The organism is Peribacillus sp. GL_122 (genome assembly GCF_057835005.1).
Map to the genome: position 1 here is coordinate 3,127,569 of NZ_CM174415.1, position 24,943 is coordinate 3,152,511.

General features: G+C 38.6%; 26 protein-coding genes. 8 read left to right on the top strand and 18 right to left on the bottom strand.

The window, feature by feature from the left end; all coding sequences use genetic code 11:
- Nucleotides 1-56 precede the first annotated feature (56 nt).
- Nucleotides 57-731 (bottom strand): FMN-dependent NADH-azoreductase, encoded by a 675-nt coding sequence (locus AC3ISB_RS15030; protein ID WP_489273648.1) that lies wholly within the window; start codon nt 729-731, stop codon nt 57-59.
- Between the two features lie 185 nt (nt 732-916).
- Entirely contained in the window at nt 917-1,651 is a 735-nt protein-coding gene (locus AC3ISB_RS15035; RefSeq protein WP_098369536.1) for a YqcI/YcgG family protein, read from the bottom strand.
- Between the two features lie 231 nt (nt 1,652-1,882).
- Between AC3ISB_RS15035 and AC3ISB_RS15040 the strand changes: the two genes are divergently transcribed.
- Complete coding sequence (locus AC3ISB_RS15040; RefSeq protein WP_489273649.1) at nt 1,883-2,137, top strand: alpha/beta-type small acid-soluble spore protein; 255 nt, start codon at nt 1,883-1,885, stop codon at nt 2,135-2,137.
- A gap of 145 nt (nt 2,138-2,282) precedes the next feature.
- On the opposite strand, the gene AC3ISB_RS15045 is transcribed toward AC3ISB_RS15040, so the two are convergent.
- Together AC3ISB_RS15045 and AC3ISB_RS15050 are read right to left on the bottom strand one after the other, a co-directional pair.
- Nucleotides 2,283-3,512: an iron-containing alcohol dehydrogenase gene (locus AC3ISB_RS15045; protein WP_489273650.1), complete on the bottom strand. Its 1,230-nt coding sequence runs from the start codon at nt 3,510-3,512 to the stop codon at nt 2,283-2,285.
- Nucleotides 3,513-3,630: 118 nt separating this feature from the next.
- Nucleotides 3,631-4,518 (bottom strand): R2-like ligand-binding oxidase, encoded by an 888-nt coding sequence (locus AC3ISB_RS15050; RefSeq protein WP_098369534.1) that lies wholly within the window; start codon nt 4,516-4,518, stop codon nt 3,631-3,633.
- A 130-nt stretch (nt 4,519-4,648) separates the two neighbouring features.
- Between AC3ISB_RS15050 and AC3ISB_RS15055 the strand changes: the two genes are divergently transcribed.
- Nucleotides 4,649-5,335, top strand: coding sequence for a response regulator transcription factor (locus AC3ISB_RS15055; RefSeq protein WP_098369533.1), 687 nt, complete (start codon nt 4,649-4,651; stop codon nt 5,333-5,335).
- A 42-nt stretch (nt 5,336-5,377) separates the two neighbouring features.
- On the opposite strand, the gene AC3ISB_RS15060 is transcribed toward AC3ISB_RS15055, so the two are convergent.
- A complete protein-coding gene (locus AC3ISB_RS15060; RefSeq protein ID WP_141994439.1) occupies nt 5,378-6,466 on the bottom strand; it encodes a branched-chain amino acid aminotransferase in 1,089 nt (362 codons plus the stop codon).
- Nucleotides 6,467-7,152: 686 nt separating this feature from the next.
- On the opposite strand from AC3ISB_RS15060, the gene AC3ISB_RS15065 reads away from it, so the two are divergent.
- Together AC3ISB_RS15065 and AC3ISB_RS15070 are read left to right on the top strand one after the other, a co-directional pair.
- Complete coding sequence (locus AC3ISB_RS15065; protein ID WP_098369531.1) at nt 7,153-8,421, top strand: L-lactate MFS transporter; 1,269 nt, start codon at nt 7,153-7,155, stop codon at nt 8,419-8,421.
- Nucleotides 8,422-8,754: 333 nt separating this feature from the next.
- Nucleotides 8,755-9,822 (top strand): AI-2E family transporter, encoded by a 1,068-nt coding sequence (locus tag AC3ISB_RS15070; protein WP_141994701.1) that lies wholly within the window; start codon nt 8,755-8,757, stop codon nt 9,820-9,822.
- Nucleotides 9,823-10,428: 606 nt separating this feature from the next.
- Here the strand turns inward: AC3ISB_RS15070 and AC3ISB_RS15075 are convergent.
- Nucleotides 10,429-10,881: a YueI family protein gene (locus tag AC3ISB_RS15075; RefSeq protein WP_286178826.1), complete on the bottom strand. Its 453-nt coding sequence runs from the start codon at nt 10,879-10,881 to the stop codon at nt 10,429-10,431.
- A gap of 221 nt (nt 10,882-11,102) precedes the next feature.
- Here AC3ISB_RS15075 and AC3ISB_RS15080 point away from each other — a divergent pair, with 221 nt between their 5' ends.
- Nucleotides 11,103-11,846: a L,D-transpeptidase family protein gene (locus tag AC3ISB_RS15080; protein ID WP_141994700.1), complete on the top strand. Its 744-nt coding sequence runs from the start codon at nt 11,103-11,105 to the stop codon at nt 11,844-11,846.
- 394 nt (nt 11,847-12,240) lie between these two features.
- On the opposite strand, the gene AC3ISB_RS15085 is transcribed toward AC3ISB_RS15080, so the two are convergent.
- The 10 genes from AC3ISB_RS15085 to AC3ISB_RS15130 form a co-directional block, all read right to left on the bottom strand.
- Nucleotides 12,241-12,369, bottom strand: a complete 129-nt coding sequence (locus AC3ISB_RS15085) for a hypothetical protein (protein ID WP_260398137.1) — start codon at nt 12,367-12,369, stop codon at nt 12,241-12,243.
- Nucleotides 12,370-12,479: 110 nt separating this feature from the next.
- Complete coding sequence (locus AC3ISB_RS15090) at nt 12,480-12,929, bottom strand: nucleoside 2-deoxyribosyltransferase (RefSeq protein ID WP_311624969.1); 450 nt, start codon at nt 12,927-12,929, stop codon at nt 12,480-12,482.
- A gap of 300 nt (nt 12,930-13,229) precedes the next feature.
- The gene (locus AC3ISB_RS15095; RefSeq protein ID WP_076369562.1) at nt 13,230-13,550 is read right to left on the bottom strand and encodes a type II toxin-antitoxin system HicB family antitoxin; all 321 of its coding nucleotides are present in this window, start codon (nt 13,548-13,550) and stop codon (nt 13,230-13,232) included.
- Between the two features lie 103 nt (nt 13,551-13,653).
- Complete coding sequence (locus tag AC3ISB_RS15100; protein ID WP_098369527.1) at nt 13,654-13,935, bottom strand: DUF4190 domain-containing protein; 282 nt, start codon at nt 13,933-13,935, stop codon at nt 13,654-13,656.
- Nucleotides 13,936-14,610: 675 nt separating this feature from the next.
- The gene (locus AC3ISB_RS15105) at nt 14,611-15,261 is read right to left on the bottom strand and encodes an amino acid ABC transporter permease (RefSeq protein ID WP_098369524.1); all 651 of its coding nucleotides are present in this window, start codon (nt 15,259-15,261) and stop codon (nt 14,611-14,613) included.
- 14 nt (nt 15,262-15,275) lie between these two features.
- Entirely contained in the window at nt 15,276-15,914 is a 639-nt protein-coding gene (locus AC3ISB_RS15110) for an amino acid ABC transporter permease (RefSeq protein WP_489273651.1), read from the bottom strand.
- Nucleotides 15,915-16,020: 106 nt separating this feature from the next.
- A complete protein-coding gene (locus tag AC3ISB_RS15115) occupies nt 16,021-16,848 on the bottom strand; it encodes a transporter substrate-binding domain-containing protein (protein WP_098369522.1) in 828 nt (275 codons plus the stop codon).
- A gap of 22 nt (nt 16,849-16,870) precedes the next feature.
- Nucleotides 16,871-17,599 (bottom strand): amino acid ABC transporter ATP-binding protein, encoded by a 729-nt coding sequence (locus AC3ISB_RS15120; RefSeq protein WP_098369521.1) that lies wholly within the window; start codon nt 17,597-17,599, stop codon nt 16,871-16,873.
- Between the two features lie 442 nt (nt 17,600-18,041).
- Complete coding sequence (locus AC3ISB_RS15125) at nt 18,042-18,452, bottom strand: hypothetical protein (RefSeq protein ID WP_141994699.1); 411 nt, start codon at nt 18,450-18,452, stop codon at nt 18,042-18,044.
- 274 nt (nt 18,453-18,726) lie between these two features.
- Nucleotides 18,727-19,629 (bottom strand): AEC family transporter, encoded by a 903-nt coding sequence (locus AC3ISB_RS15130; RefSeq protein WP_480339498.1) that lies wholly within the window; start codon nt 19,627-19,629, stop codon nt 18,727-18,729.
- 225 nt (nt 19,630-19,854) lie between these two features.
- Here AC3ISB_RS15130 and AC3ISB_RS15135 point away from each other — a divergent pair, with 225 nt between their 5' ends.
- The 3 genes from AC3ISB_RS15135 to AC3ISB_RS15145 all read left to right on the top strand — a co-directional run bounded on the left by AC3ISB_RS15135 (nt 19,855) and on the right by AC3ISB_RS15145 (nt 23,335).
- Nucleotides 19,855-20,340, top strand: coding sequence for a nucleoside deaminase (locus AC3ISB_RS15135; protein ID WP_141994698.1), 486 nt, complete (start codon nt 19,855-19,857; stop codon nt 20,338-20,340).
- A gap of 32 nt (nt 20,341-20,372) precedes the next feature.
- Nucleotides 20,373-22,130: an adenine deaminase gene (ade, locus tag AC3ISB_RS15140; RefSeq protein WP_489273652.1), complete on the top strand. Its 1,758-nt coding sequence runs from the start codon at nt 20,373-20,375 to the stop codon at nt 22,128-22,130.
- Between the two features lie 146 nt (nt 22,131-22,276).
- The gene (locus AC3ISB_RS15145; RefSeq protein WP_489273653.1) at nt 22,277-23,335 is read left to right on the top strand and encodes a lactonase family protein; all 1,059 of its coding nucleotides are present in this window, start codon (nt 22,277-22,279) and stop codon (nt 23,333-23,335) included.
- A 61-nt stretch (nt 23,336-23,396) separates the two neighbouring features.
- On the opposite strand, the gene AC3ISB_RS15150 is transcribed toward AC3ISB_RS15145, so the two are convergent.
- Together AC3ISB_RS15150 and AC3ISB_RS15155 are read right to left on the bottom strand one after the other, a co-directional pair.
- The gene (locus AC3ISB_RS15150) at nt 23,397-24,194 is read right to left on the bottom strand and encodes an endonuclease I family protein (protein ID WP_452450637.1); all 798 of its coding nucleotides are present in this window, start codon (nt 24,192-24,194) and stop codon (nt 23,397-23,399) included.
- A 93-nt stretch (nt 24,195-24,287) separates the two neighbouring features.
- A complete protein-coding gene (locus tag AC3ISB_RS15155) occupies nt 24,288-24,902 on the bottom strand; it encodes an NUDIX hydrolase (RefSeq protein ID WP_141994694.1) in 615 nt (204 codons plus the stop codon).
- Nucleotides 24,903-24,943: the final 41 nt, after the last annotated feature.

Here is a 24,943-nt window from a genome sequence, read left to right on the forward strand (position 1 = left end):
AATCTGCATAGAAAAACCAGTATGCTAAAAATACATACTGGTTTCCGCTTTTGTAATTAGAATTTTGCTGCAGTTTCAGCAACTTTCGCCAATCCTTCTGCAACGATATCCTGTGAGCGATCTGGGTATTGATTATGTCCCTCGATTACAACTGTTTCTGGGTTTGTTATGCCCCATAAGTTTAAATTCATCGTTACGTATTTCTCTGCCATTTCGCCAGCATCCATTCCAGGCAATGCATAATCGGATCCGCGTGCATTAAGTAATGCCACTTTTTTACCTCCAGCTAAGCCGACTGGGCCTTCAGCTGTATATTTGAATGTTGTTCCCGCTTGAGCAAGATAAGAAATATAAGTGACCAATGGTGCCGGAACCGTTGCATTCCATAGCGGGAAGGCAAATACTACTTTATCGGCAGCAAGGAATTGATTCAAGTATTGTTGCACGATATCGGCAATCTTCACTTCCTCTTCAGTCAATTCCATACCTTGGCTGCGTTTATATAGGGCAGTAATTGCTGTATTTCCGTAGTAAGGTAAGTTCAGTTTAAATAAATCCAATTCAGTTATTTCATCGTTACTATTTGCTTCCTTATATGTGTTCAAAAACGTTTCATACATTTTGACACTAATAGCTTGATCCGCTGGGCGGTCATTTGATTTAACAAATAATACTTTAGACATTTTAGTTCCCCCAATTGTTATTTTTGTATGTTTTTTAAAAAATAGCATTTAATCCATATATCTCGAATTAACTGCAATTGCTACTTTCACATTATAAAACTGAAAATCCAATAAGGCAAGAGATATGTTTTTTATTTTCAAATGTACATTTTACGTAATTTCCACTCCTTGAGTTTTTATCCCTGATGCCTTCTAATTAAGATGCGAAAAAACCGAAAGCAATTTGCTCTCGGTTAAGTTAACTCTTTATGATGGAAGGGACACTTACCTTTTATCGGTTCTATATCATCCCCTATGAAAAATTGTTTCCATTCATTATGATTTACATCTCCAAAGTGACTGATATCAGGATGTTTAGGAAGGTTATCCCATTTCTCCACTCGTTCCCGAACCTTTTCACGCGACATGATTCCGCCTTTTTCCGTTCCTTCCAGGCCTTCAAAGATCATCCGGGGTTGGAATCCAAGTACAAGGCTATTTCCTAAATCTCGGGTTTTACGCTGTTTATAAGCAGGTGCATTACCAAAGACAAAGATTGGTTGCCCTGCAAAATGATAGTCCCATAAATAATGCTCGGGATCTTTCGGCTTTTCGATTGGCCAAGGTTTTTTATCCGCTTTATGCAGGTATTGCAGGATATCCCAAAACCTTTTACGGTAAATTTCTATATCACCCTCTATCGATTCAGGCTCCATAAAGACAAAAAGGCCATGCCTGATATATGGTGGTTCCTGAAATAAATCAAGAAAGCTTTCCACTGCTTTTGGGAGATTGGACCAATCTTCCTGTGTGATATAAGCATAACGAAGTTCCCCTTTATTTTCAGCTTTCATACCAAAATAACAAGGAAAGGTTTTATCGGTCACTGTATTATGGAATGTTTGATATTCCTTAATTAACCATTGCGGCACTCGATCGGGGTTTGTTATATCTTCTTTTGTTAACAAACTTGAATTAGCAGTCAGCATTATTTTTCTCCTTAAATCATTTTATTATATGTTACCCGCTTTAAATAAACTAAAACTTCTTCGGACTGCAAATAAACTCAATAAATCGCATCCTATATATTTACTTCTTTATTTAAGAGTGTATGACTGCCTCCCGATTCTTCGGGATTCCAATTAAAAAACTTTCGATCTGCATATTAATCATTTTCTTTACATTAGGATAACCTAAGAAAAAAATAGGAGTGATGCAAATTGGCAAGGAGAAGGAAAATTTTAGTATCTGAAGCGCGAAAAGGACTCGATGATTTAAAAGCCAAAGTTGCTGGTACAAACAATCCCGAAGAAGCAAAGTTTGAAGTAGCAAAAGAAATGGGCGTACCCCTGAAAAAAGATTATAACGGTGAACTGACATCCAAGCAAAATGGAAAAATAGGCGGAAAGTTAGGCGGAGGAATGGTCAAGGAACTTGTAAAGTTGGCACAGGAGAACTTAGGAAAAAAACATTAACAAGAGTCGATTCCGGTTGGGGTTGCTCCTTTAAAAGATCATATATCGAAACGAACTGACTGAACGAAAAATTTTGGGACTTAACATATGGAAATTATTACACAACGCAAAAAAGCCAACCTTTATGGGCTGGCTTTTTTTAATATTAATTAATTCTCACGGGTGCAACTCTTGAAACTCTTGAAACTACTGACATTATTAATTCCTCTGACATCGGGTAATTAGTGGCAGCTGGATCCGTCATTACTGCTTTAAGAATTCTTCCCATATCTGACTGGTTAATTCCATATGCGCTGAAATCGGAGGGCAGCCCAAGTTCAGATAGGAAAATGCGGAGCTTTTCTATCACTTTCGCTAAGATCCCTTTTGAATCTTCATCATGTATTTTCACACTAAAGGCTTCGGCTATCAAATGGGCCTTTGGAAGATATAAATCCGAGGTTGATTCCATGACGACCGGTAATAACACGGCATTGGCCAATCCGTGCGGAATACGGAATAACGCCCCATATGCATGGGCAAAGTTATGAACCGGAATCGCATTCAGTGCACTACAAAATGCAGTGATTCCCATCATGCTTCCATGCAGCATTTCCATTCTGGCCTCAATGTTCGTTCCGTCCTTTACTGCCCTCGGTAAGTTTCTTTCAATAACTCGAATGGCCTGATATGCATATGCATCGGTTATTGATGTCGCTGCAGGTGAAACGATCGCTTCAATTGCATGTGTCAATGCATCTGCACCAGTAAACGCCGTAATGTCAGACGGCAGTCCGACTGTTAATTCGGGATCTAGAATGGCAACATCCGAACTTAAAAAAACATTGTATATATTCATTTTGACTTTTTTATGTTCATTGTATATGACCGCGATCGGGGATACTTCAGAACCGGTCCCTGCTGTTGTGGCTACGGAAATATGCGGGATATTCATGGATTGGGCTTTTGGAAAACCCTCATACAGATTACCGCTTGGTATCGAATCATTTATATCCGTAATTCCTTTATATAATCCGAATTTCAATGCTTTTGCTGTATCAATGACACTCCCTCCACCAATGGCAAGTATGGCATCGGCATTCACTTCGCGTGCATATTTCAATGCTGCGTTTACACATTCACTAGCAGCGTCTTGTGTAACATCCAGAAACTGTCCAACTATTTCAACTCTGGCACCTAATTTCTGTTGCTCAAAAGTTTCGGCAACCTTTTTAACGACACCTGCATTTTCCAACCCGGCATCACTCACGAGTAGAATCCTTTTGGCCCCGAGACCATTGAATAGGTCCGGAATGAGTGAACGAGTGTTAGTGCCACTGTAAACTGAAGACCTTAACAAAAATTCGAATGAGTATTTACCATCATAAAATTTCACCTCAGATATATTAGTCTATATTCGCAATTAAGAATTGTTCATGCCCTGCTACCAAGTTTCTGATGGCCAGTCATTAGCAAATGTAAAATGGACACTAAGCTTGTCTCTTTTATTGGCTTTACAAAACCCCATATTCCTTTTCGTTAGTTTGATAGATCTCTTCAATCCCCTTTCCTTTTGCCCTGGCTAAAATCTCCATCCGCACTGATAATTGTTTCATGGTAAAATTCAATATAGCTTGTTGGTCATTATCAAATGGATTTCCGAACCGATCATATCCCTCCGTATTTAACGCGATGGCCAGTGGTGAAAGTTCCTCCATTCTCTTTTCAACCTGTTTAAAGATATGTGGATGTTCACTGATGATTCTCTGCAGCAGGAAGGTCCCATAAGCAATATGGCGTGATTCATCCTTCTTCAACAGACCCACGCCTTTTAATAAACCTGGCATCATTTTATTAGCTTCGAGAGTCTGATAAAACCCGAAATATCCAGTTTCTGCAAGTACACCCTCGGTAAACATATTATAAACAGTGGCTGCTTCCGCCAATGCTTCAGGGGATTGATCGGATAAAAGTCTCTCCATCGCTTCAGGCAATATTTCATAAAAAATCGATTTATAAGTGTCTGAGTGATAAACCGTCAAATCACCCGTTTCACCTATTTGATCTAACGTATAACGAAAGAACTCCATATGCTTCGCTTCCTCGAAAAGGAATGTCGTTAAGTACATTTCTTCTTCGATCCTGCCTTCCTTGGCTATCGTCATAATGAGCGGCAGCAAATCCAAAGTCACCGCTTCTTCTCCGCCCTGAAAAAGGGAAATGATCCTTAATAACACTTGCCTTTCAATATCAGTAAATGACTTCCAATCTTCTTTATCCTGGCTAAAATCAATGTCACGAGGATTCCATATTCCGAATTTCTTAGCCTTTTGATAAAGTTTAAATGGTAGGGAACCTTCTCTAAAACTCCTGCTGGTGGTCGTTAAATTCATTCTTTTCATGGTAATGCCTCCTTGAAATTATTAACTTTTGAATCTCTGGATTTTTTTAATTTGTAAGAGTTTTCATTATATTGTAAGATATTAGTAGAATTTATCCTAGCACTGAAAATGTAGGGAGGAATAAAGTCGAATGCTTGAGGAAACTCTGTTGAATCATGTAAAAAAGATTTCCCAACAAAAAGATATGGCAAATAAATCACAAATGATCGTAAAGGGCTGTGTGGATTTTTTTTCATTTCAACGAGCATCTTTATTCAGTTACTCATGTTTAACGGGAATGGGTGAAGGAATATGTGCATGTACAAGTGAAGATACCTTTTCATTACATAATGTTAGAGAAAATATTCATGATATATACCCCATCCACCAAGCAGTCATCCATAACGAACCCATATTCTTAACCATCCAGCATGCAAAATCCTCCATCCCTGCAAAATACGTTAAAAGATTTTCCATCTCATCATTGGCAATCATTCCGATAATTGTGAATGACTTGGCCATCGGTTTAGTTTTGGTCGACCCCATTCACGCCAACGAGCCAATTACCAAGAATGATTTAATGAAGCTTTCCCATTATTTAAAACTGGCTTTCGGTTCAACAATGGATTCCGCCCCTCCCACTTACCTTCTAAGCAAACGTGAAGTGGAGGTCCTTCAATATTTAGCCAATGGAATGGGATTAAAGCAAATGGCACCAAAAATGAGCGTTAGTGAATTTACCGTCAGAGATCATATTTCTTCTGCTATCAGGAAATTGGGAGTGAATCATCGGACAGAGGCCGTCGCGGTTGCCATAAGACACAAAATGATTATGTGAAAACAAAAAAAACCTTCTAAGAAGGTTTTTTTTGTTTAAGTATCATTGAGTCACTTTTTCTTCAACTTTCGCAGTCCAGTTCAACTCGTCTGCGACTTTACCTGTTTGCACACCTGTCAGTGTATCATAAAGCTTTCTAGAAAGTTCTCCAGTTTCCCCGCTTTGAACAATCATTTCTTCACCATTCCACAAAAATTCACCAATTGGTGATATGACCGCGGCTGTACCCGTTCCAAAGGCCTCTTCCAATTGACCTAATTTATAGGCTTCATGGACTTCCTCCATCGAAATGCGTCTTTCCGACACGGGAAGACCCCAATGTTTCAGCAATTCGATAATGGAATCACGAGTAATACCCGGAAGGATACTTCCATTTAAAGCAGGAGTGATGATTTCACCATTAATTTTGAAGAAAACATTCATGCTTCCAACTTCTTCGATATACTTTTTCTCTACTCCGTCTAACCAAAGAACTTGGGCATAACCCATCTTTTCGGATACTTCTTGGGCTTTCAGGCTCGATGCATAATTACCGCCCGTTTTGGCTTCACCCGTACCTCCATTAACTGCACGTGTAAAAGCTGACTCCACTGCAATTTTAACTGGATGAATACCTTCTTTATAATACGAGCCCACTGGTGACATGATGATGATGAACTGATATTTATCCGATGGAGAAACTCCTAGATATGGCTCAGTAGCTATAATAAATGGCCTGATATATAAGGATGTCCCTTCTGCCTGGGGAACCCAATCCTTATCAACGCTAATTAAAGTCTTTAAGGCCTTCAACGCAAAATCAACATCGATATCCGGTATGCATAATCGGCTATTTGAACTATTTAAGCGTTGGAAATTCTTTTCCGGACGGAATAAGATAATTTCATCCTCAGGTGTTGCATATGCTTTCAATCCTTCAAAAACGGATTGGCCATAGTGAAAAATCATAGCTGAAGGCTCTAATGAGAGCGGTTGATAAGGAACAATTCTTGGATCATGCCACCCTTGCCCTTGTGTGTAATCCATTATAAACATATGATCGGTAAACTGCTTACCGAACTCAAGCTGGTCCGCCTGTGGTTTTTCTTTCTTTGTTGTACTAAGCGTGATTTGCATGTCATGTTCCTTCATTACCAAAACCCCTTGTTGATTAAATTTACAAGATTTCACTTCCATAAAATCTATCTTTAATTAGTTTACTCCTATCAGGAATCATAGTTCAAGCCTTTAAGACGAAATTTTCGGAATTTTTTTAAAATAAATGAAATTTTTTTGATTTCCAGACTATGATTCCTGAAAAAAGAATGAATTATTCCTGAAACCTCTCAAAAAATATCCATTCCGATTGTTCGCCAAGGTAACTTGAACTCGTAAATATTAGTTTATTTTAACAAAATAATTATAATAAAGCCAATGAGAATAATTCTAATTATTTCATCATGCCACCTTAAGTAAATTTAATCGTCCCTTTTTGTAAACAGGAAAATCGATAAATAAAAAGATGTGCAGCAAGTTCGTGATTACAGGTGCTCTAAAAACACTTAAAGCTGATACCTACAAACTTATATGTATATTATAAAACCTAAGAAAATATATCATTTTTTATTCTGATTCATAAAGTGGTTTTTTCGTGCCATTACCAATTTTAATCCAATGGAATAAAGAGGAAAAATTTTCATGAAATTCAATTTAGTAGTTTACTACTAAATAATAATCTTATATACTTATTCCACAAGATAGATAAAACGCATGCAAAACGATATATTATAGATAAAACGCATGCAACTTTCTTATTTTTGACGAAAAGGGGTAACAACATGACAAAAAACAGATGGTTAATCGCTTTATCAGCTATCGCCATTCACCTTTCCATTGGTGGTGCATACGCCTATAGCGTATACAAAAAACCTTTAGTTGAGACTATGGGGTGGTCAGAAACTGAAGTAACGTTAGCATTCACAATAATGATGGCGCTTGCAGGAACTTCTGCAGCCTTCTTTGGTAAATTCGTGGAAAAAAATGGCCCAAGAAAGTCTGCTATGGTCGCAGCTGTATTATTCGGCTTAGGACAAGCCGGTTCTGGTTTAGCAGTAATGGTCGATTCACTTCCGCTTTACCTATTGACATATGGAGTTTTAAGTGGACTTGGCATGGGGATCGGGTACATTTCACCAGTATCCACTTTAGTCAAATGGTTCCCAGATCGCCGGGGATTGGCAACAGGAATGGCAGTATTAGGATTCGGTGCCGGAGCTCTCATTACAGCCCCAGTAGCTGCAAGCCTTATGGAATCCGTTGGCATTTATACTACATATTATATTTTAGGAGCAGGCTATTTCATACTGATGTTCTTAGGTGCATCCTATATTGCACCTCCAAAGGCCAACTGGCTACCTGAAGGAATGAAGAAAGATATTGAGTCCGGTAAGAAAGAACTAAAGAAAGACCTAAGGCAATTAACTGCAAAAGAAGCGGTTAAAACTAAACACTTCTGGATGTTATGGTCCATGAAATTGATAAATACAAGTGCAGGGATCATGATGATTTCTGTAGCTTCACCTATGGCTCAAGACGTTGTTGGTCTGTCTGTAGCAGGTGCAGCAACATTAGTCGGCATTATGGGAATCTTTAATGGAGGAGGAAGACTTGGCTGGGCAGCAGCATCTGATTATATTGGCCGTCCAAATGTTTTCGTCATTTTCTTCATCATTCAAATCGGAGCGTTCCTTTTACTTCCAACGACTACAAATACACTATTGTTCCAAGGACTCATCTTGCTGGTCGTTAGTTGTTATGGAGGAGGATTTTCAAATCTCCCTGCGTTTGCCGGGGATTTATTTGGAACTAAGGAAATTGGGGCCATCCACGGTTATCTTTTAACTACGTGGTCTCTAGGCGGGGTTTGCGGACCAATGTTGGTTACTGCAATCAGGGAAAGTACGAACAGCTACATCCCGGTATTCTACGTTTTCGCAGTATTAATTGCGATAGCATTCGCCATCTCCATCTGGCTGCGTCTCGACATTAAAAAAATGCAAAGTAAACAGAAACAAGGAGTAACGAACACATTTAGTAAAATATCCTAATTTAAAACCTTGCAAAAGGCATTATCAAGTAAACTTCCCTAAACGGAATTTACCTTTGATGATGCCTTTTTTTAGTTTGTTTATGGCCATAACGGTGTATCTTTTGGAACTGAAGCCCATCCGGAGATTTTATGGATTATGTCATCCCCTCCGGAACCTTTGCTCGTGCAGTTGTGATCATTTCTAAATTGAAACATTACAATCGAATTAAAGTTGAATGATAAACATTCATCATTATAACATGTTTTGCACCAAACATTTGAACAAGTTATTTAGTTTAACATTAAGCTAAATCAGGGAATCAAGTAAGAGATGGAATTAGGGGGGATAGTCTTGTGGATCAATAAACCGTTTTTCAAATATGCATGCGCGACCATTTTGATCATTTTAATTATTTTTTTACTAGGTAAGATTGATTACGTTCTGCTGCCGCTACAAAAAATCATTGCTGCCATGTTTTTCCCAATTATTGTGGCTGGGCTTTTATACTATATATTACGGCCGGTCGTTAACTTATTAACTGAATTTATCCCGAGGTCAGCTAGCATCTTCACCGTGTTTTTGATTATATTTAGCATAATTGGGATGGTAAGTTACTTTGGAAGTCCAGTAATCGTGGACCAATTTCAAAAATTATCTGAAAACCTCCCTAGCAAAGTCAAGGAATTCTCTAAAGAATCTGAAGTTATGATTGAAAAAAATGATTTTGGCATGGTTAATATGGAAGTTCTAAAAGGAAAAGCGGTCTCGCATTTGAAAGATTACTCGGAAAAACTATTAGTGAATGTCAATACCATTTTTTCCACGATCACTAGTGTATTAACAGTATTGGTCATTACACCATTCATTTTATTCTATTTCTTGAAGGATGGAGGTAAATTAAGACCATTTCTATTAAAATATATACCGAACGATGTTGAATCAGAGGGGAACACGATTTTAAAAGACGTCGATAAAGCCCTTTCAACTTATATTATCGGTCAATTTATCATATCAATCGTTATTGGGACTTTGATGTATATCGGCTACCTGATTATCGGTCTCGATTATGCACTCGTATTAGCCATATTCGCCATGATTTTTACCGTTGTACCATTCCTTGGTCCATTAATAAGCATCATCCCTGCCCTTTTCATTGCCTTACAGCAAGACATTGGGTTGGCAGTGAAAGTACTCATTGTCCTTACCGTTGTTCAACAGGTCGAAGGGCACTTGGTTACACCGAATATTATGGGAAAACGGCTTAACATTCACCCACTTACCATTATCTTATTGCTGCTTGCTGCAGGATCAATATACGGTTTCGTTGGCATTTTAATCGCTATCCCCGCTTATTCCGTAGTAAAAACAATTATAGGGAATTTCAGGAGGTTTTATAGATTACGGAAAAGGGTTACATAAACAAGTATGGTTGTCTACGCACCTTAATAATGGAGCTATATCCTTAGTAATCCTATTAGAAGTATTTTTTTAAAAAAGGACATCCCCTCAACGTTTTAGATTGTAGTCAACCTCTATGAGAAGCGGGTTTGCCTGCAGTTTTTATTTCAAAAAAGTTCCTATTGATTTCCGAAATCCGCTCCCTTTTCGCCGACTGTCTGCCAAGCCTCCTCGACGCAAGCGTCTTTGGAGGCTTGGCTAGCCAGTTAATCGGGAGGAGTGCCGCATATTTCTTCAATCTAGTGAGGGTTTAAAACAGTTAAAAACCATAAAGAATTGTCTAATTCAGTTGATTGGAACGGAAGGTGCGAGACTCCTGCAGGAAAAACGCGTCCAAGGGAGACCCCACAGGGGCAAAGAACGCCGAGGAGGCTCCCCGGACCGCCCGGGGGAAAGCGAGTGCCTGGAGTGGAAATGAAAGTTCAAATTTTACAAACCCTAAAAAAAAGTTCCAGTTGATTTCACCGTAACAAGAAGGATAACCTATTTTTGTTTTAAAATCATGGTTCGGGGTGAGACCATTCCGTGCCTCCTTTTGTAGACAAGCTAAAAACGTTGATAATTCTATCAACGTTTGTTTAATAATTTTTTAACACAGCGTTTGAAAAATGCTTTGAAGCTTTTCTTTTTAATAACTTGCTGGACATCATATTGCTTCTCGATATAAATTTCTTCTTTGTTTATGGCATTAATTTCTGCTAATACCAGACCCAAATCGGAGTTATGATCTTTGTTTAGGACAATTTTGTAAGGAATATTATGACTCATTGCCAATTTTATATATTTCCCTAAATATTGATAGTCCATCTGACCATTTAAAAACAAATTTGAACGGGGATGCTTCTTCATCATTTGCTCTATCTCCGGATATACATTCGTTTCAAAGACTTGCCTTTTTTTTAGGACGATGACGACGCGCTCCCGTAATGTGCCCAGAAATTCCCTACGTTCACCAGGCTTGATTTCTTTTGGACCATGGATGCCTTGTTCTAGATAGTCCTCCACCTTTAGGCGTGACAATTCTTACCCACCTCCGCTTTCACTTCAATAATGTATGTAATATGGCCAAAATTAGTGCCCATCATTTTCTGGGTATGCAAAAAAGCAGAAAGTGCTCTGGGTTTAATATTACACATTTTTAGTCTACCCCCACTTTAAAAAATTGTCACTCTAGCTTCACTTCATGCATAGGATAGTATATGTGTAAATGTAGGTTGCTTAAATGAGGGACGGGGAAAAAAATGAAAAAATTAATTGTATTTATATTAATATTCGCTTTTAGTTTTGTTGGGTTCAGTAATACTTCAGATGCGGCAGCAAGACAACTGATTATCATCAATAAAGCCAATAATCAGCTTGCCTATTACGAAAATGATAATTTGGTGAGGGTATTCAGCGTGGCGACAGGAAAGAAAGCATCCTACACTCCTGAAGGAAAGTTCAAGGTAGTGACAAAAATTGTGAATCGGCCTTATTATAAAGGCAACATTAGAGGCGGAGACCCAAAAAACCCTCTAGGTAAAAGATGGCTGGGGATCAATGCAAGGAATACACCAGGAAATACGTACGCAATACACGGCAATAATGATCCTAACACCATTGGGAAATATATAAGTGCCGGTTGTATTCGTATGTATAACAATGATGTTCAATGGCTGTACGATAGGGTAAAAATGAACACTGTAGTGTTGATTGCCAGTTCGAATAAATCATTTGCCACCATAGCTGCCACGAATGGATATAAAGTGAGCGGATCTGTGAGCCTACCCGTAAATACCAACGCTTCCCTGAAGAAAGGAAGCAGTGGCCCCCAAGTAATTGAACTGCAAAAAAGATTAACTAAACTTGGATACAGCACTAAAGGAGTAGATGGGTCATTTGGAAAAAATACTGAAGCTGCTGTAAAGAAATTTCAAAAAGCCAAAAAACTCACTTCCGATGGGGTCGTCGGACCCAAAACGAAAAAAGCGCTTGGACTTAAATAATTTTCATTATCGATATCCACTGTTTAGAGGATATCTTTTTTTATGTTTTATATGTACAAACTATACATTATTACCCATATCGTCTTTAATTTTCCACCATCCGTTATTGACTTTATGTTATAATTTATACATCAACAGCTAATCATAATCGCATTGTCATTACATACAAGGAGGTAATACAAATGTACGATGAAATTCTCTTAACATCCATTAAAGCAATTTTTGTAATTGGTACCATCGCGATGTTTGTGATTTTAGGATTCGTAAAAGGACGCCGTTTTTAACTTTATCTAAAATATTCTCACTTGCCTGATTACATGTATTATTTTCATACCGGTAATCAGGTTATTTTTCACTCAGAAAAAAAGCATATCCTCTCTGGGCATGCTTTTCCTTACCAATTCCAATAATCCGTTTTATCTAAAAGTTGATCGATGTCAAATGTATCAAGATGGAATGGAACTGACTCTTCTGCAATCGCTTCAGTGGCTGACAATAATTGGTCGATATCAATAATGGCCAAAACAGTCCTCTCCCTTTTTTAATGGTCTTTACCCTCATTTTTAATACATTAAACACTTCGTTCAAAAGAAATTTTATTTGAGGGTTTCCTTTAAATTTTACATTTGACATTCATTTTAGATGCAGTGAGTCTTTTTCAGATCCTTCCGGAGAAAGCGTATGTATCAATTTAACCAGCTTATAAAAGGTCCCGCTGCAGATTGTAACCTCGGGCAGATTATGAAATATTGATTTTTTATTAATATGATAATTGTCTTTCTCTGGTGAATACACAATAATTTTCTTATTTAAAGATAAAGCATATCCAAGCTCATATAGATTGCCTTTTCCTGCTGTTAGGAAGATCAGCATGAAGTCGGCTTCCTCAATCCCCTTTTTTTCATATTCTCCAATGTCGTCCGTTATTTGGTTTTTCTCATCATTCGTAATTAAATTCAAGTCATTCACACAAGTAAACCCTTTTGAAGTCAATTTCTTGATCAATGACCTTACTTGCTTCATATTTTTTTCGTCTGATGCTATATAATATTTCACACATACACCTCCAAAATATATAACTATTGATACTTTTTACCTATGTTACCTATACTATACATATTCGTTATTAAGAACGCAATATCCTTTACCCAAAAATAAAAAATAATTAAAAGGATTCAAGCGAAACAAAAAACCTTCATTCCTTTTACAGGTAATGATGGTTTTTCAAGTATGCAGTGGAATCATTTTCACCTTCGACTTCAGCTAACTCAAAAAATAGTAAACCATATACTCATTTTGGTTTGACATTCCGGGTTATAAAATGTTCATTGAATGTAAAAAAATACAAAATAAAAACCTTGTCCCCTAATCGGCAAGGTTTTTTTATTTTTCATATGTGATATTTTCTATTTCAATCCTGAAGGGTGCAGCCTCACAAATATTAATTCCCCTATCCAGATTCACCTTTTCCATTTCACTTGCATCCGGGATTGTTTTTTTATCGTGAATAAAATGTTCGACCATGGCTTCCAACAGTTCTTGAGCACAAGCTAAGGCATCTACCCGATTCCTACCGCTAACGGAAGAAATAATACCTTCTCGCCTAAAATCCGGGAAACAAACTTGAACGGAAAAAGAATCGATAATCAACGGGTGCTTTTCATAATAGAATACGGCTGGATACTCAAAGATTTGAATGGTCAAAATATCATCCCTTCATACAATATTCAGGTTTTTAAATTAATTATAACATGAATTTCCATTTTTTATAGGTTTAATTTACTTTTCTTTGTTTGTCAAGTTACATTCAATAGGTTGTTATGTCCGTACTAACTGCGAAATAAAAAAACACCAGGAAGATCAGGATCACGACAACATTCAAGATTATTCCAATAATGCTGCACACTTTTCCAGCTGTCACTAATCCATTTCCAGATTCACCAGTAAGCTTAATTTCTTGTTTACTCTTCGATGCAAATATTAAACCTAGAATACCTAATATGATTCCTATGAATGGAATTAACAGCGATAATACCCCCATGATCAATGCTACAATCGCTTTGCTATTGCTTTGTTTGATTTCCGACATATATTCCACCTTCTTTCTTCCTTTATATATACGGTTAATAAAAGCAAAAGATTCATTTTTTTGTGTACTCATTCATCTCTAATATTCCAAGCTATCCTGCCGGTTAATTCATCATGCACCTGGTCGGATTCATACATGTAAAAAACCCTCTATCTGAATCGTTTGAGACTATAGACAAATTCGAAGAATGCCAGTTTGCCTTTAGTTTTTCTAAAAAACGTTCCAGTTGATTTCAAATATCCGCTCCCTTTCCGCCGACTGTCTGCCAAGCCTCTAGCAGGGTCTTGGCTAGCCAGCAATTCGGCAGGAGTGTCGCAAACTTCTTCAATCTTTTGAGGTTTCATCCCATATAAATGAGAAAAAAATCATGGTAATCATTCCCATGGAAAAATCGTGACAGGAAATCGGGATGAGACCGTCCTACAGTTTTTTATTAAAACATTCCAGTTGATTGGAACGGCAGCTACGAGACTCCTGAAGGCAAAGCGCGCCCAAGGGAGACCCGCAAAGTGCGTCAAGGGCGGAAAGCGAGTTCCCTACGTTCAAATTATACAAACCATTGTAAAAATACATGAGGATATCCAAGCCTTATTTTATAACCATGGTCCGAGGTGAGATCAATCCGAACCACCTTTTGTAGACAAGTAGAAAACGACTCATTTCTGAGTCGTTTTCTTAGGTTCGTTTCAATTCAAGTCTCTGGGCTACCAAAGAAAGACAATAGTTAACAATGAAATACATGAGAGCCACCAGGATCAAAATAGGTATTAAGTACTTTTGACTTTGTCCATATATGATTTGGCCATGATGAGTCAGTTCCGGTAAAGAGATAACAACAGCTAAAGAGGTATCCTTTAATAATGAAATGAATTGGCTGACAATAGGAGGAACCATGCGGCGCAGCGCTTGGGGCAGAATAATATGTATCAATGCCTGTGTATAGCTCAAGCCTGATGAACGGGCAGCTTCCATTTGGCCTTTATCAATCGATTTAAGCCCACTTCGAATGACTTCAGAAAGCATGGCAGACTCGAAAATTGTCAAGGCAACAATGGCTGCCGGAATGATTTCCAGTTTAATTCGCACCTCCGGCAAAGCAAAATACGTAAAAAATATAATTAATAACAGCGGTAAATTACGTACCGTTTCTACAATCAGAGCTAATATTTGTGATAACACCGGCACCTTTGCGTAACGGATTATACCTACAAGCCCGCCAATAATGAAACTTAGAATAATGGATATAAAAGCTACCTGGAGCGTTACCCAAAATCCTTCTAATAAAAACTTTAGATTATCTGGTGTATAGGCACCTGCAAAATCCATATCATATACCTCCCTCAATTACTCCTAGCCAGACGTTTTTCCAAATAACCAACGCCAAAACTTAAAGGAATGGTAAGTATTAAGTAAAACGCTGCAACGAAAATGTACACATCAAACACGACAAATGTCCTTGAAGAAATCAAATCCCCGTGGTACATAAGATCAAGTCCTGCAACGACGGCTAAAATGGAAGAATTTTTAACTAGATTGATAAATTGGTTCCCTAAAGGAGGTATGACTATTTTAACGGCCTGTGGCAATATGACGAGCCTCATTGCCTGCCCATATGTCAGACCTGATGAACGGGCAGCTTCCATTTGACCCTTTGGCACGGAAAGTATGCCCGCTCGAATTGCCTCAGCTATGAAAGATGAAGTGTAAATGGTCAAGGCCAATGTCCCTGCGTATAGACCGCTTAGTTTAAGACCGAGAAAGAAGAAAAAGGTAATGATCAATAACGGTATATTCCGAATGAACTCGACATAGGCGGTACCCAGCCAGTTTAGTGGCTTTATCGGCGCAATCCGCATGATAGCAATAAGCACACCAAGAATCAAACTCGCTATCAACGCGATCAAACTCGACATGATCGTATTTCTAAAGCCTAATAAATACATATCCAGGTTCTCTGTTAAAATGGAGAAATCAAGCACGGCGTACACTCCTTTAACTAGTAAGGATGAGCAAAACGCTCATCCTCATAGACAAATGTTCAAATGTTATTTAAGGTCAGCTTCCCTTATACATTTGCTAAATTGTTTAATGTTTAATCCATTTATCATGGATTTCATCGTACTTGCCTGAATCTTTAAGTGACTTAAGGGCTTTATTCAACTCGTCAACAAAGTCAGCATTTCCTTTTTTCACGGCAATCCCATAAGGCTCTTCCGTAAATGTACCTCCAACAAGTTCATAACTTGGATCTTCATCCGCCATTCCATAAAGGATGGAATCATCTGTGGTCAAGGCATCCCCTTGTCCGGATTTAAGTGCAGCGAACGCTTCGGAATAGTTTTCAAATTCAAGCACTTGTGCTTCAGGAGCTTTTTCACGGATATTTATGGAAGAAGTAGAGCCCTTGACGGCCAATACCTTTTTCCCTTTTAAGCTATCAATCCCCTTAATATCGCTGCCCTTTTTGACTAACAAAGATTGTCCGGCGTCGAAGTAAACATCAGTGAAGTCAACTTCTTTTTTACGATCTTCCGTGATCGTCATGGTCGCTACAATCGCATCGATATCACCATTATTCAATAATGCCATCCTTGTCTTAGAAGTCACTTCTTTAAATTCAACTTTATTCTCATCACCAAGGATTTCTGCTGCAAGAGCTTTGGCGATATCAATATCAAAGCCTTCTACATCTCCAGTTTTAGGATTTTTCAGTCCGAATAGCCTTGTATCATTTTTCACCCCAAAAACGATCTTATCCTTTTCCTTCACTTGTGCGAGAACATCTTTTTCTTTGTCTTTTCCTCCACCCTCTTCAGCCTTGTCTGAATCATTCCCCCCGCCGCATCCAGCTAATAAGATGACAGCCAGTAATGATAGCAAAGATAATTTTAACCATTTCTTTTTCTTCAACATGCAATTCACCCCTGTTTTTTATTTAATGATTTAATATACGGCTAAGAAATAAACGAGCCCTCTCTTCACGAGGATTGGCGTAAAACTCAGCCGGTGATGCCTCTTCCAATACCCTGCCTTCGTCCATGAATACGATTCGATCCGCTACTTCACGGGCAAATCCCATTTCGTGCGTAACCACCACCATCGTCATTCCTTCATGGGCAAGGGCTTTCATCACATCCAGTACCTCGCCGATCATTTCTGGATCCAAGGCTGAGGTAGGTTCATCAAATAGCATGATTTCGGGCCCCATTGCCAAACCTCTGGCAATCGCTACCCGTTGTTGCTGTCCACCTGAAAGCTGGGAAGGAAATGAATTCGCTTTATCTCCAATCCCCACTTTGTCCAAATACTTTAGTGCAATCTTTTTCGCTTCCTCTTCGGATTGTCCTAAAACCTTCCTGGGGGCAAGCATGATATTCTCGATCACGGTTTTATGAGGATACAAGTGAAAATGCTGGAAAACCATACCGATATTCCGACGGAGTTTGTTTATGTCCGTTTTTTTATCCGCTACATTTGAACCATTTATGGAAAGGGAACCTTCCGAAATGGTCTCTAGACGATTAATGCATCGAAGCAGTGTACTTTTCCCTGATCCGGACGGTCCGATGACCACTACCACTTCCCCCTTCTTAATTGTAAGATTAATCTCTTTCAATACATGAAAATCGCCATAAAACTTATTCACTCGGTCAAAAACTATCATAATTAGCCCCCCGCCCATAATCAATCTTCCAAAGCTGAAAATTTATAATAATCAGAATTATAAAAGCGTAATATAGCATTCTCCTAACTCAATCAAATTTTATGTATAATCCTTTCTTCCAATATTATTTCCCAATATTTCGAGAGTTATAGTAAAACGACCATTTTTATTGTTATTTTAAACTAGTAATTTAAATAATATATTCAATATTCACACTTTTTATTATATAAAATTTTTCTTAAAATTACCATATAAACTTTAATTTGTTAAAAATGATTTCATATTCCATGATATTATTGCTATATTTCATAAAACTGATAAGTAAAAACTGTTTACCCCCAACCCCTTCCCTCTTTTTGTAAAAAATCATTTATTTCCCGTAAGCACAACGAGCTTTTGTAAATCAGCACGAAAAAAAAGACAGCATTTGCTGTCTTTTTCATCATTCCTTTAACGCATCTTCAAATGGCGCTGAATATAAACCTCTTGGCGCCAGCATATCCGTATCCGATTCACGGATTTCCCCACCGAGAGTATATGGACCTGCTGGAAAATAATCAAACATTTCACTTTCCTTATGTATGATCAAGAAATAATCGAATAAATCATCCATAAGCTCCTGATGTTCATCTATTTTCATGATTTCCCCACATTCATCAATTTCAAAGTTTTCATTGATCGCATCTTGAAGTTCCTCGTTATTTGAATACGCGATATAAAAATCGACATCCCCGCACTCCATGCATAGCAAGAGTTTTTCTTCTAGTGCTTCTTCATAGGTTTTCAGAACGATTTCCTTTAAAATGGCATCAATCTTTCCAGTATTAATCAGTTTAATTTTAGTCTGGAACACAAAATCCCTCCAATCAAATACAGCATTTAAAAAAGTAAACGCCAGTTAAACAAGCTCACCCTTTAATATAAATGAATTGTTGAAGATCTTTTCCCGATCAACATATAAATCCAAGTCCCTTAGTTCGTTTACTAACAACTATGGAAACCTAGCCCAAGTTTTGGTCATCAAGGGCAATACATGCAATCTGTCCGAATCCCGTTTTTTAATCAGTTAGGAATCCTCTGCTTCGTGCATATAATAAGTTTGCCCATATAATTAGAATCATAATCTTCTATAATACAATGAAAAAGATGATCGGAAGCGTAATCAGGCTTAATGATGTACTTATGAAAGTAGCACTTGATACGAATTCAGGCTCCGTATTGAATTGGAGCGCATACATCGTAGTGTTGGCCGCCGTTGGCATGGCAGCTACGATGATCATGATATGCCTGACCATGTCACCCACTGGTAAGGCAAGTGATAACAGGAAGGCAATGGCTGGTGAAACGGCAAGTTTAAGTAGCAGCGAAACTGATAGCTTTCGATAGGCAATCTTTTTCAGGGAAATGTTGGCCAGCTGCATTCCCAGTGTAATCATGATTGTTGGGATCGCTGCATTTGCAACAAGGTTAATAGCTTCCATAACCGAATTGCTTAAAGGTATGTTCACGAACTGAAATACTGTACCCGCAATGGCTCCATAAACAATTGGCATCCGGCATACTGCTTTAATCGCTGTTTGAACTCCGTTACCTTCCGGGCTGCCCTTTGCTGCGAAATAAATGCCTATCGTGCACATCACTAACTGCTGTCCCACCATAAGGATGATTGCATAATCGAGTCCTGCGGCTCCGAATAACAGGAAAATTACGGGTGTTCCGTAATTCCCGTTATTCATGAATGCCGATGCCAATATCATGCCGCTTGTTTCAGTGACTGTATAATTGCGGAAAAAAGATATGATGTAGACTACCAGAATGAGAGAAAGACAAAGTACTATCGTGAATAAGAATAGATAAAAATAATTAATCGTAAATTCTGCGGAATAAAAAGTTCGGAATACAAGAAAAGGTGACATTAAATATAATGCCATCGTGGAAATCGATTTTGTATCAAGTTTAAACTTTTTCTGACCGATAAAACCTAAAACAAATATACCGAATATCGGTAAAAGAACTCCCAAAAACCCCATGCATATCACCTTCATAATTCTAATGATTTTCTTCTAACAATATCAGTTTTATAATTATTTGTAAAAATTCTTTTAAACCACTTTTGATTGCACGTCATATATTCTAACGTAAATGAATTTTCTTTATTTTCAGAAAATAACGCTCCATTTCCCAATGCATATGGTATATTGTTTATTATATTTACGTTAATAAACGTAACATCAACACTTTTTGGTTATTAATATATGAAGGGGTGTTTTTTAGTGGATGTAAAATTCATGGAGATGGCTGTTCGGCTTGCATATGAAAATGTTGTGGCAAAGAACGGGGGACCTTTTGGTGCTATAATCGTTAAAGATGGCAAAGTCGTAGGCAGAGGATGTAATAATGTGACAACGGCCAACGATCCTACAGCTCACGCCGAAGTGCAGGCGATTCGTGATGCATGCAGGAATCTCGACAGCTTCCAGCTTACAGATTGTGAAATTTACACTAGCTGCGAACCTTGCCCCATGTGCATCGGTGCTATTTATTGGGCACGTCCAAAAGCCATTTATTACGCATGTACTAAAGAAGACGCTGCACTTATTGGCTTTGATGATCACTTTATATACCAAGAACTTGCCCTGCCAATGGAAAAACGCACGATAAAAATGGAACAACTGTCTTTTAATGACCACGAATTACCATTCCGAACATGGGAAACCAATACTGAAAAAGTGAAATATTAACCGGTTATATTTTTGCCAAAGGGGTTACGCATATGAATAAAAACTTGCTTAAAAGGAGAATAGACGTTGCTGCAGGGAGAACGCCTGCGGATTGCGTCATTAAGAACGGACAAATCATAGATGTTTTCAATGGTGATATCTATACAGGCGACATTGCTATCGTCGATGGTTTTTTTGCTGGAATTGGGCGTTATGAGGGTATTTCAGAAATAGATGCAGCAGGAAAATTCGTATGCCCTACATTCATTGATGGCCATGTCCATATTGAATCTTCGATGGTAAGGCCATCGGAACTCGCAAAAATCCTCCTTTTACATGGTGTGACCAGCATTATTGCAGACCCTCATGAAATTGCCAATGTTTCTGGCAAAATGGGCATGGAATATATGATTGATCAATCCGATCAACTTCCTTTTGACTTTTACTTCATGATGCCTTCTTGTGTACCTGCTACTGAGTTTGAACATTCTGGTGCTGTCTTAAGAAGTGAAGATTTAATTCCGTTTTATCAGAACCCGAGAGTGCTCGGTTTAGCCGAAGTCATGAATTTCCCGGCCGTTTCACATACGGAGGAGGATATGCTGCAAAAAATATACGATGCTAATAGACTAGGCAAAAACATCGATGGCCATGCGGCAGGATTATCCGAACAACAGCTCGATGTTTATATGTGTGCAGGCATTAAAACGGATCATGAATGCACTACAGCGGAAGAGGCAAAAGAAAGACTGCGTAAAGGAATGTATCTTATGATCAGGGAAGGCACCGTTGCCAAAGACTTAAAAAACCTGATTCCAGTTATTAATGAGAAGAACTCCCGCCGTTGTTTATTCGTCACCGATGACCGGCACCTTGACGATATTGTATCTGAGGGTAGTATCGATCACAACGTTCGACTTTCCATAAAAACAGGTGTCCCGCCAATAACCGCCATTCAAATGGCGACCATTAATGCAGCTGAATGTTTTGGCTTAAAGGAAACTGGTGCCATAGCACCTGGATACAAGGCAGACTTTCTTATATTGGATGATCTTGATTCAGTCATCATCCACTCGGTCTTTAAAGAGGGAAAGCTTATCGTTCAAAATAATCGTTTATTTAACTTTCCACCTGAAAAGGAACAGGTCATTGACGAAGGGTTGAAGCACTCCGTTCAATTTCATGAAATAACGGAAGGTGATTTGGCGATACCTTTTAAAAATAAGTTCGCTAATATTATTGAGATAACTCCAAACAGCTTGATTACAAAGCATTCGATTGAACCGGTTACACTTAATCAGGATGGGCTATTCCGGTTCTCCAAACATGTTGATCATATAAAACTTGCTGTAATTGAACGGCATCATATGACCAAACAAGTAGGTCTAGGAATCGTCAAAGGGCTCGGTTTGAATTCAGGTGCAATTGCCACGACAGTAGCCCATGATTCACATAATTTGATCATTGCCGGGACGAATGATCAAGATATGCTTATGGCAGCAAATGAAATCAAAAAAATGCAGGGCGGATTGACCGTAATCCAAAATGGGGAAATACTCGCTTCACTTCCCCTTCCGATAGCTGGATTGATGAGTGAATGGAATTATATGGATGTAGTCCGTTCATTGAAAAAAATCGATGGAGCCCTATTGAAACTGGGTGCCAACAGGCATTTCAACCCTTTCCTTACACTTGCATTCTTGGCGTTGCCTGTCATCCCTGAAATTAAACTGACGGATCAGGGTTTATTTTCAGTTTCTGAGTTTAGGCATATTCCTATCGAATCATCAAAGCCAGTCGATAAAATTTAACCCCCTAGTCGGGGTTTTTTTCTTCTCACCCTAGTAATTTCTAAATGAATCAGGTTCCAACTCGACTTAAACCGGGAAAAGGATATTATGGGTATCATCTATGTTAAAATAAAATTAAACACAAATCTTTCTTGGAGGAGATAAATATGGCAAAACATGATCAACAAACCATAATTGGATACATAGGCACTTACACAAAAGGAAACAGCAAAGGTATTTACCGCTTCACTTTAGATACAGCAGAAGGAAAACTCAGTACACCGGTTCTTGCAGCAGAATTAACCGATCCAACTTATATCGCCATCAGCCAGGACAAGAAGAATCTCTACGCCATTTTAAAAGAAGCGGGCAGCGGTGGAGTTTCAGCCTATTCGATCAATGAAGAATCAGGTGAGCTTACCTTCTTGGGCAAACAACTGACACCAAATGGCTCTTCCTGCCATATAAGTGTCGACAGCAAGAAACAGGTCTTGGTCACTTCCAGTTATGGAGAAGGCGTGATTGAATCATATCCGCTTCTTGACGATGCGACCCCTTTGCCCGTATCATCCACTGTTCAGCATGAGGGTCAAGGACCGAATGAAGAACGTCAGGAAAAAGCGCACACTCACTTCGCCGGGTTCACACCGGATGAAAGGTTCATTGCTGTAGTCGACCTAGGAATAGATAAAGTAATAACCTATAAAATAGATAATGGGGTTTTGGAAGAAGTAAACAGCTTATCTGTTGCTCCCGGCAGCGGACCACGGCATTTGACCTTCCACCCAAACGGAAAATTTGCGTATGTTATGGCAGAGCTTGTACCTGAAGTCATTGTTTTGAGCTTCGATAGTCAAACCGGAAGCTTTTCTGAAGTACAAACAGTTCGGTCCGTTCCGGAAGATTTCAAGGAAAATAACCAAGGAAGCGCGATTCATATTTCTGATGACGGTCAATTCATATATGCCGCAAATCGCGGACATGATAGTATTGCCGTTTACCAAATCAATCAAGAAACTGGCAAACTGGCATTCGTTGAACTGGTTTCTACCGAAGGACATTGGCCACGTGATTTTTCATTGGATCCTAGCGGAAAATTCCTAATCGCTTCAAATGAACAATCAGGAAACCTGACACTATATTCCCGGAATGAACATGACGGAAAGTTAACATTATTGCAAAAAGATGTTCAAGTTCCCTTCCCTGTTTGCGTAAAATTCTTATAATGGATAATAAAAAAGGATTGAAGCTTGTACCACAGCTTCAATCCTTTTTTATTATCCTTCTTTAATTCCATTTCTCCGCCATTTCGGGAAAATCTATATATGGGTTACGATTACCCTGCATTTCATGTATAGCCTGGTTTCTATGTTTTTCATAAGTGCTGACCGGAAAAAGCCGATGCCATTCCATGAGCAGCGCCAGGTCAATATTGCCGCTATCGATGATGCCCTCATATCTGAGTAAAAAGTATAAAGTAGCCCTCGCCACGATGCCTTTTCCGTATTCAGGCTCGAATTTACCCTCCTCTGATTTCCCGCAACCCGCTTTTATACCGGCAGCCGATTTCTCAGGGATATAATCCTTAAAATCATGGTATGGATAGTTACTCCGGCTACTGTTACAAGTTGGTTCACAGGCGAATAGATGATGCAAATCCCCCCTCATCGGTTCTTTTTTAGCGAACCATGATTGAGGTACGACATGTTCACAATTAACGAGAATGTTCTCCGTATTTGTTGACTCTATGTCTCTTGACACCAATTCTAGTATACGGATATCTTCCTCTATTACTCGTACAGGATCCATACCTTTACCGGAATACAGACTTTTCAACTGGCCATTTTCCTGTAAGTCCACCCAAGGGTAAACATGACGATGTGGTGAGTAGTTCAGCTGGTTTTTATGGGTTGCCACAAGTAGGTCCTTCAATCCTTCCCGGTCCAAGGAACCATCTTTATAGTATGCTAGCTTAAGTTCCTGATCTTTGTTTTCATCATAGTATTCGCGGTTTTCATTGAAGTTCACAAGTGCAGCCATTGCCATTTCCCGTTCTTTTTCAAGTACTTCAAAACTATACTTCATCCACTCATCCCCCCGCTTCTATTAAAACCTAACTTTTACCATAATTTTAGTTTAATAGAAATCCATCGAGAAAAAAAGGTCCTTTAGAAGGGTCTAACGAAGAATTTCAATAAAATGGGTAAGGATTTTCGCCGTCATTCCCCAGATTACCCGATCATTAAATAAGTAAAAATATTCTTCCATCTGTTTTGGCTGCCATTTATAATTCTCCCCGCCAACGACTAAATCATGGGGGAAGTTGTCATGCGGTTCCACCTTATATTTGACATGATAAATCTCTGGCGGTTTTTCCATGAAAAAGGATAGCGGGACCGTAAAAACGGTTTCTACCTCAGCTGGATTAGGTATTATCCGTTGATGGTTACGAACAAATCCTGCATATGGATAGACAATCATCCCAAATGGAGATACCAAATAATCGATTGGAAAGACATTATCGATATCTTCTTTTCTCAAATTAAGTTCCTCATATGTTTCCCTTAGCGCAGCCGCCTGTTCATCATGGTCCAATTTGTCTATTTTCCCGCCCGGAAAACATATATCCCCCGGCTGCCTTCTCAGTTTGTGTGAACGCTCTTCGAAAAGAACATGAACTCCATCTTCTTTCTCAATAAGCGGTACCAATACAGCATACTTAGAAAAATTTCCACTCCCTAAAATTTCAGGGATATGTAATGTCAGTTTTTTTGTTATATCTTCATTATTCATGTCCCTCACCTCTTCTGCCTGATAGTATCGATTTTCTGCTA

Bases quoted from the DNA above. Each gene is read 5' to 3' on its own strand.
- AC3ISB_RS15030 (WP_489273648.1), bottom strand. From the start codon at position 731: ATGCTATTTTTTAAAAAACATACAAAAATAACAATTGGGGGAACTAAA.
- AC3ISB_RS15035 (WP_098369536.1), bottom strand. From the start codon at position 1,651: ATGCTGACTGCTAATTCAAGTTTGTTAACAAAAGAAGATATAACAAAC.
- AC3ISB_RS15050 (WP_098369534.1), bottom strand. From the start codon at position 4,518: ATGAAAAGAATGAATTTAACGACCACCAGCAGGAGTTTTAGAGAAGGT.
- AC3ISB_RS15055 (WP_098369533.1), top strand. From the start codon at position 4,649: ATGCTTGAGGAAACTCTGTTGAATCATGTAAAAAAGATTTCCCAACAA.
- AC3ISB_RS15060 (WP_141994439.1), bottom strand. From the start codon at position 6,466: ATGAAGGAACATGACATGCAAATCACGCTTAGTACAACAAAGAAAGAA.
- AC3ISB_RS15065 (WP_098369531.1), top strand. From the start codon at position 7,153: ATGACAAAAAACAGATGGTTAATCGCTTTATCAGCTATCGCCATTCAC.
- AC3ISB_RS15080 (WP_141994700.1), top strand. From the start codon at position 11,103: ATGAAAAAATTAATTGTATTTATATTAATATTCGCTTTTAGTTTTGTT.
- AC3ISB_RS15100 (WP_098369527.1), bottom strand. From the start codon at position 13,935: ATGTCGGAAATCAAACAAAGCAATAGCAAAGCGATTGTAGCATTGATC.
- AC3ISB_RS15105 (WP_098369524.1), bottom strand. From the start codon at position 15,261: ATGGATTTTGCAGGTGCCTATACACCAGATAATCTAAAGTTTTTATTA.
- AC3ISB_RS15115 (WP_098369522.1), bottom strand. From the start codon at position 16,848: ATGTTGAAGAAAAAGAAATGGTTAAAATTATCTTTGCTATCATTACTG.
- AC3ISB_RS15120 (WP_098369521.1), bottom strand. From the start codon at position 17,599: ATGATAGTTTTTGACCGAGTGAATAAGTTTTATGGCGATTTTCATGTA.
- AC3ISB_RS15130 (WP_480339498.1), bottom strand. From the start codon at position 19,629: ATGGGGTTTTTGGGAGTTCTTTTACCGATATTCGGTATATTTGTTTTA.
- AC3ISB_RS15135 (WP_141994698.1), top strand. From the start codon at position 19,855: ATGAAGGGGTGTTTTTTAGTGGATGTAAAATTCATGGAGATGGCTGTT.
- ade (WP_489273652.1), top strand. From the start codon at position 20,373: ATGAATAAAAACTTGCTTAAAAGGAGAATAGACGTTGCTGCAGGGAGA.
- AC3ISB_RS15145 (WP_489273653.1), top strand. From the start codon at position 22,277: ATGGCAAAACATGATCAACAAACCATAATTGGATACATAGGCACTTAC.
- AC3ISB_RS15150 (WP_452450637.1), bottom strand. From the start codon at position 24,194: ATGAAGTATAGTTTTGAAGTACTTGAAAAAGAACGGGAAATGGCAATG.
- AC3ISB_RS15155 (WP_141994694.1), bottom strand. From the start codon at position 24,902: ATGAATAATGAAGATATAACAAAAAAACTGACATTACATATCCCTGAA.